Below are 7,130 nucleotides of genomic sequence, written 5' to 3' on the forward strand. Positions count from 1 at the left end.
CTGACGGACGCTTTTCATACAAAGCCGCTCGATTCTAGAAAATGGCTAACAAAAAAGAAACAATAAAAAAGCCGGTCACAGGGACCGGCTCCGACAAAACAGACCTGAATCACATCAATCCGGGGAAAACTCCCTTGATACCCGCCACCATGATCTCGATACCGAGGGACATCATGATGAGGCCCATGATCCGGGTCACCACGTTGATGCCGGTGTTGCCCATCAGCTTGAACAGCAGGGGGGCGGCGCGGAAGATGAGCCAGGAGCAATACGCAAAGGCCATCACCACCAGGAACATGCCGAACAGCTGGGGCAGGGTCTTCTGACTGGCGTAGACAATAGAAGAGGAGATAGCCCCGGGGCCAGCCATCAGCGGCAGTGCCAGCGGCACGACGGCGATGGATTCACGCGCGGCTAACTCCCCCTTCTCCTGCTTGTTGTGCTTCACCTCACCGAGTTTGCCCTGCAACATGGACCAGGCGATCAGGGTGATGAGCGAGCCGCCGGCGATACGAAACGACGCCAGTGAAATCCCGAAGCCATCGAGGATCAGCTGCCCCATGCACATGGAGACCATCAGGATGATCATCACCGCGATGTGGGCCGTAGTGTTGGTTTTCCTTCGCTCGTCCGGCTGCATGTGGCCGGTCAGGCTGACGAACACCGGCAACAGACCCAGCGGGTTGATGATCGCAAACAGGCCGACGAAAAATTTCAGGTATAAAGAGAAGTCAATTGCTGCCATAAGCGCCATCCAGAACCAAATCGAGCCACAGGGCCCCCCATCAAACTGTGCGTAAATTTACACCATGACTTTTCCCTTCACCAATCAAATAATCTCACCCTTCCCGTGGCTTTTCAGTTAGTTCCTCTAATGGAACGAGAAATTGCAACATATTGAATTGTTAATACTAAGCAGCCAAATGTAACGTACTGGTGTATATCATCAGAACCTTACTCTGCCACTCAATAAACAGACGGTGATTTATTCGATACAACCGTACTTATACGGATTTATATTGGCAGAAGGTCACTCTGCCCCATGTTCGGCGCCCAGGACAGGCCCCACTCGCAGCCCAAGGCGGCCACACCTCCCTCCCCCATGACTCTCAACCCCCATCCCACCCATGGCAGCCCCCTTTCATTAGGGCCCTGTCCCTGTGCGTGACAGCCGCGATGTCGCCGCCACATGATCTGCCTGCCGTGGTGCGCGAGTGCCGTGCGTGGATTAAAACAACAACCACTTTTCCAACATAAATTAAACGCCGGTGAGTATCTGTTGCTAGCTGATCAGCGCCTCCGCTCGGGTGCCACAGCGCTCTTAATCCCTCTGCCAGCGCAGGGAACATCGAGGTGTATGGTGCTAACTGGTTGAAATATGACGGATGTGTCGTCATTCACTTGCCATTCATCCCGCTTCCGCTCTACTCTACAAATTCGCAACATCTGGCATCCCTGCATTGTGAAACAAAATTTCTTTTGTTCTTTTGTTACATATGATCCAGATCAAGTTTTTCTGAGTCGACCCGGCCCTATAATCGACTCAGAAAGCGATTTAGTAAGGCATGTAAATACCCCGTTATGGTGATTCTCTCCTTGACAGGGCGACTATAATTGCCGGGCATTGCCAAGGTCTTACTAAACAGTTTTCAAATCATCAGGAGATAAACATGGCAGTAACCAATTTGGCTGAACTGGATGCACTGGTTGCCCGCGTCAAAGAAGCACAGCGTGAATTCGCCAGCTTCTCGCAAGAGCAGGTAGACAAGGTTTTCCGTGCCGCCGCCCTGGCCGCCAGCAACGCCCGTATCCCCTTGGCCCAAATGGCCGTGGCAGAGTCCGGTATGGGTATCATCGAAGACAAGGTTATCAAGAACCACTTCGCCTCCGAATACATCTATAACGCTTACAAAGACGAGAAGACCTGCGGCATCCTGAGCCAGGATGACGAGATGGGCACCATGATCATCGCCGAGCCGGTAGGCATCATCTGCGGTATCGTTCCGACCACCAACCCGACCGCTACCGCGATCTTCAAAGCCCTGATCTCCCTGAAGACCCGTAACGCCATCATCTTCTCCCCGCACCCCCGCGCCAAGAACTCCACCAATACCGCTGCCAAGCTGGTACTGGATGCTGCCATCTCCGCCGGTGCACCGAAAGACATCATCGGCTGGATCGATCAACCGTCCGTTGAGCTGTCCAACGCGCTGATGAAGCACAACGACATCAACCTGATCCTGGCCACCGGTGGCCCGGGCATGGTGAAGGCCGCTTACTCCTCAGGCAAACCCGCCATCGGTGTGGGTGCCGGTAACGTGCCCATCGTCATCGACGAAACCGCCGATATCAAGCGTGCCGTCGCCTCCATCCTGATGTCCAAGACCTTCGACAACGGTGTGGTCTGTGCGTCCGAGCAAGCGGTCATCGTGGTTGACTCCATCTACAACCAGGTGAAAGAGCGTTTCTCCAGCCACGATGGCTACATCCTGTCCAAAGATGAAGCGGACAAGGTCCGTAAGGTGCTGCTGATCAACGGTGCGCTGAACGCCGACATCGTGGGCCAACCGGCGACCAAGATTGCAGCAATGGCTGGCGTGACTGTGCCTGCTACCACCAAAATCCTGATCGGTGAAGGTCTGGAACTGTGCGCTGAAGACGAGTTCGCTCACGAGAAGCTCTCCCCGACCCTGGGCATGTTCCGCGCCAAGAACTTCGAAGAAGCCGTCGAGATGGCCTGTGACATGGTCAACATCGGTGGCATCGGCCACACCTCAGGTCTGTATACCGACCAGGATCGCAACGCCGACCGCATCAGATACTTCGGCGACAAGATGAAGACCGCCCGTATCCTGATCAACACCCCGTCGACTCAGGGTGGTATCGGTGACCTGTACAACTTCGCTCTTGCTCCTTCCCTGACCCTGGGTTGCGGCTCCTGGAGTGGTAACTCCATCTCCGAGAACGTCGGTCCCAAGCACCTGATCAACAAGAAGACAGTCGCAAAACGGGCAGAAAATATGCTGTGGCACAAACTTCCGAAATCCATCTATTTCCGTCGTGGCTCCCTGCCGATCGCCCTGGGTGATCTGGAAGGCAAGAAGCGTGCAATGGTGGTGACCGACCGTTTCCTGTTCAACAACGGCTATGCCGACGACGTGGTTCGTCTGCTCAAGAAGCTGAACATGGAAGTGGAAGTATTCTACGAAGTGGAAGCCGACCCGACCCTGTCCATCGTCCGCAAGGGCGCCGAGATGGCCAACTCCTTCAAGCCGGACGTTATCCTGGCGCTGGGGGGGGGTTCACCCATGGATGCGGCCAAGATCATGTGGGTCATGTACGAGCACCCGGACACCGCGTTCGAAGACCTGGCCATGCGCTTCATGGACATCCGCAAGCGTATCTACAAGTTCCCGAAAATGGGCGTGAAGGCCGAACTGGTCTGTATCACCACCACGTCCGGTACCGGCTCTGAAGTCACTCCGTTTGCGGTCGTGACCGACGACGCCACCGGCATGAAGTACCCGCTGGCCGATTACGAGCTGACCCCGAACATGGCCATCGTCGACGCCAACCTGGTCATGGGCATGCCCAAGTCCCTGTGCGCCTTCGGTGGTATCGATGCGGTCACTCACGCCATGGAAGCCTATGTTTCCGTACTGGCCAACGAGTACTCCGACGGTCAGGCTCTGCAAGCGCTGAAACTGCTGAAGGAATACCTGCCGTCCAGCTACCAGAACGGTGCCAACGACCCGGTAGCCCGCGAGAAGGTGCACAATGCTGCCACCATCGCCGGCATCGCGTTTGCCAACGCCTTCCTGGGTGTCTGCCACTCCATGGCGCACAAGCTGGGTGCCGAGTTCCACATCCCGCACGGTCTGGCCAACGCCCTGCTGATCAGCAACGTCATCCGCTACAACGCGAACGACAACCCGACCAAGCAGACCGCGTTCTCCCAGTACGACCGTCCGCAGGCTCGTCGTCGCTACGCTGAAGTCGCTGACCACCTGGGTCTGACCGCCGCCAGTGACCGTACCGCCGCCAAGATCGAGAAGTTGCTGGTCTGGCTGGATGGGCTCAAAGCCACCTTGGGTATCCCGGCCTCCATCCGTGAAGCTGGCGTGAACGAGGCTGACTTCCTGGCCAAGGTTGATCAACTGGCGCTGGAAGCCTTCGATGACCAGTGCACCGGCGCCAACCCGCGCTACCCGCTGATCACCGAGCTCAAAGCCATCCTGATGGACACCTACTACGGCCGTCCCTTCACCGAGGAAGCTCAGGTAGCGGCTCCGGTTGCCGCCAAGGTAGAAGCCAAGGTTGATAGCAAGAAGAAATCCAAGGCCTGATAACCGGTCCTGACATACAAGCCCGCGCACCCGCGCGGGCTTTTTTATTTGTCTATCTGCTTAATTTTGCTAGCTTGTTGGTAGGTAACTACGACACAAGAGCACGTTATGGCGTTGATCCAAGCCTCCATCGAGCAGTTGAGAGTCGGCCACTACATCCACCTTCCCACCGGCTGGACCAGCCACCCTTTCCTGTTCAATACCTTCAAGATCCGCGACCAACAACAGCTCGACATCCTCCGCCTCCTCGAACTCACTCTGCTGATGGTGGATCCCGACAAGAGTGATCTGCCCGTCGAACCCCTGCTGCACGCCGAACCCGCTCCTTTGAGCCTGAGTCCGCCTGCGCAAGACGAGCTGCAAAGCCCCGAGCTCCCCATATTCGATGAGAAGGCCTTTCGCCGCTCCCTGCGCGCCGCTGACAAGGCGTTTGGCCAATCCCTGTCCGAGCTGCGAGATGCCCTCGGGGCCCTCAATCTCAAGCCTGACGAGGGGCTCGCCAACACGGCGCAGATTGTGCGTAGCGCCGCCGCTCAGCTAGGGGCACATGAAGGACCGCTCGGGTTGCACCTGATCCGCAGCCAACACACCGACATCCTGCTGCAGCACAGCCTGAACGTGGCCTTCATCGCCATGCTGATGGCTCGCGAGCTCGGCATGAGCCCCATCGAGATCGAGGAGGCTGGTCTGGCCGGGCTGGTACACGACATCGGCGAGCTTCGGATCCCGAGCCAGATCACCCAGAAGCGGGGGGAGCTCAGCCGCGCCGAGCAGAATTTTCTCAATATGCATCCCCAATATGGGCTGGAGATGCTCACCCAGTTGAAGGCATTTGAACCCAGGATCCGCGAGGTGTCCCATCTACATCATGAGCGGCTCGATGGCACCGGCTTCCCACTCGGCATCAAGGGTGGGGAGATCCCTCCCCTCGCCCGCCTCATCGGCCTGGTGGATTACTATGACGAGCTGCTGCACCCGCGCAGCAGCAGTAACCCTGCAGCGCCGAGCCAGGCCATCGGCCAGCTCTACAAGTTGTCCCAGAAGAAATTCGATCAAGATCTGGTCAGATTGCTGATAAAGGTGCTGGGAGTCTATCCGCCTGGCTCGCTGGTTCGCCTCGACGACGGGTCGGTGGCACTGGTGCTCTCGACCGAGCCCAGCATGCCCCTCAAGCCCAAGCTGCTGCCCTATGTCAGGGGACAGCGCCCGGAAGCCGTACCAATGATCGATCTGCGGGAAGATGAGCGAAGCATCACCGCCTGCATCAGGCAGGAGGAGCTGGACGAGGGACAACGGCTGTTTTTCAACCTGACCCGGCGTTTCTGTTACTATTTTGCCTTCTGAGTTATCCCCAGAAGCTGGTGAAAGATTGAAGGTGGCTCATAACGCAACCCGCATGAACACTAGCGTCTTTCTTTTCGTCAGACAACGTTAGGTACACAATTAGGTACAAGATTAGGTACCCTACCCCACCAGCCTTCTAGGTTTAAGGGCTCAAATAACCTTGTTCCAGTGACGCTTAACAGTGAGGACTGTAACCCCCAGCTTTTCGCACAACGTGTACCGACTCGTGTACCGTTTTGTGTAGCAAATGGGAGCTTTTTACCGCCCCAGACGGTGTATCACTCGTTTCACCTAGGATGTTTGCCAGACACCTTTTCCGGTAACGGTGTCCCCATCGTTGGCTCACGATATGGTGACCGGTGGGAACTGGATGATACGCCACCTTCAACAGATGGTAGGTCATGAACCATCAATGGGCGTGGCCCGCATTTACATGAGAGATGTTCCAGTATCTGACCTTGTTTATGTGGTCAAAGAACTCAATTGGTAATACGGTTCAAAGGGGCCTATCGACCCCCCTTAAACTACTTCTTAGTCTTTCAACATCGCATCTATCGCTGAGGTATCGCCCCTAAGAGTCTTCTAGCAACGCTCTAGTTATCTATGGGCTGCAAGGACCGAGTACATCACCGACCATTGTATATGCTTGCGACCAAGCATTTTCGTTATTAATTCTAACCTGAGAGCGAATTGCTTTGTTTTCTGGAGCAATAGACCAAGTAGTCACAACAGATTGATTCTCATCAGAATATGAGTTAGTTATAGTGCTCTTGGATATTTTAATATACGGAACTTTAGTTGTATTGACGCCATCCACCACCCTAAGCTCATTACTTTCATTACCAGCAATTGTTATCTTCCAATATCCATCAGAAATCTTATCCTTTTTGAACTCATAGCCATTCCAAGCTGACGCAGAATAGCCACTCATGTTAGCCACAACCCAACATTCCGCTTTTGTTTGAAACGTGAGTAAGCCAAGTAAAATTACAGCAATGGTTGCAATCCTCATAAATCACACCTGCTTCATGGATTCAGGGCATGATAAATCGTTCCACCAATAACATCCTCAATTTCACCGATGCTTGGAACCTTCATCCCACAAACGCTAGCTTGTTCACCTGTCATTTCTTTTTCTTCGAGAATTGTCAGCAATTCATTAGTATCAGCGATTGTCTCACAAGCAGTAGTCAAATCTGATACCGTGACGGCCACAATAAGACCAACCCCTAAAAATGGGACCGATTCACCAAGCACGGATGAAGCATTTAATACTGCATTTTTTGTTGTTCTACCAACAATGTTTTTGCTAAGTACTTTTGCCCTATTCATTTTTGCATTTCTCTCTTTCGCTCTGAGTTTATCTCTTTCAATCTGTTTATTGTGTTTGCTCTGCGACAACAATCCTTCATAAGGAAGGTGAGATAGAAGGTCATATAA

5 protein-coding genes are annotated in these 7,130 nt (G+C 54.3%); 2 read left to right on the forward strand and 3 right to left on the reverse strand.

Features of this window, described 5'->3' with window-relative positions; all coding sequences use genetic code 11:
* Positions 1–109: 109 nt before the first annotated feature.
* Positions 110–745, reverse strand: coding sequence for a YchE family NAAT transporter (locus tag LG30_RS0107475; RefSeq protein WP_033130085.1), 636 nt, complete (start codon positions 743–745; stop codon positions 110–112).
* A 925-nt stretch (positions 746–1,670) separates the two neighbouring features.
* Here LG30_RS0107475 and adhE point away from each other — a divergent pair.
* Both adhE and LG30_RS0107485 read left to right on the forward strand, forming a co-directional pair.
* Positions 1,671–4,346 (forward strand): bifunctional acetaldehyde-CoA/alcohol dehydrogenase, encoded by a 2,676-nt coding sequence (gene adhE / locus LG30_RS0107480; RefSeq protein ID WP_033130086.1) that lies wholly within the window; start codon positions 1,671–1,673, stop codon positions 4,344–4,346.
* A 108-nt stretch (positions 4,347–4,454) separates the two neighbouring features.
* Positions 4,455–5,690: a cyclic di-GMP phosphodiesterase gene (locus LG30_RS0107485; protein ID WP_033130087.1), complete on the forward strand. Its 1,236-nt coding sequence runs from the start codon at positions 4,455–4,457 to the stop codon at positions 5,688–5,690.
* A 601-nt stretch (positions 5,691–6,291) separates the two neighbouring features.
* On the opposite strand, the gene LG30_RS21950 is transcribed toward LG30_RS0107485, so the two are convergent.
* Both LG30_RS21950 and LG30_RS22345 read right to left on the reverse strand, forming a co-directional pair.
* Entirely contained in the window at positions 6,292–6,702 is a 411-nt protein-coding gene (locus LG30_RS21950; RefSeq protein WP_152599102.1) for a hypothetical protein, read from the reverse strand.
* Between the two features lie 14 nt (positions 6,703–6,716).
* Positions 6,717–7,130: hypothetical protein (locus LG30_RS22345; RefSeq protein WP_161785822.1), on the reverse strand; the 414-nt coding region annotated here is incomplete at its 5' end.

The sequence above is a fragment of the Aeromonas aquatica genome (assembly GCF_000764655.1).
GTDB classification, from domain to species: Bacteria; Pseudomonadota; Gammaproteobacteria; order Enterobacterales; family Aeromonadaceae; genus Aeromonas; species Aeromonas aquatica.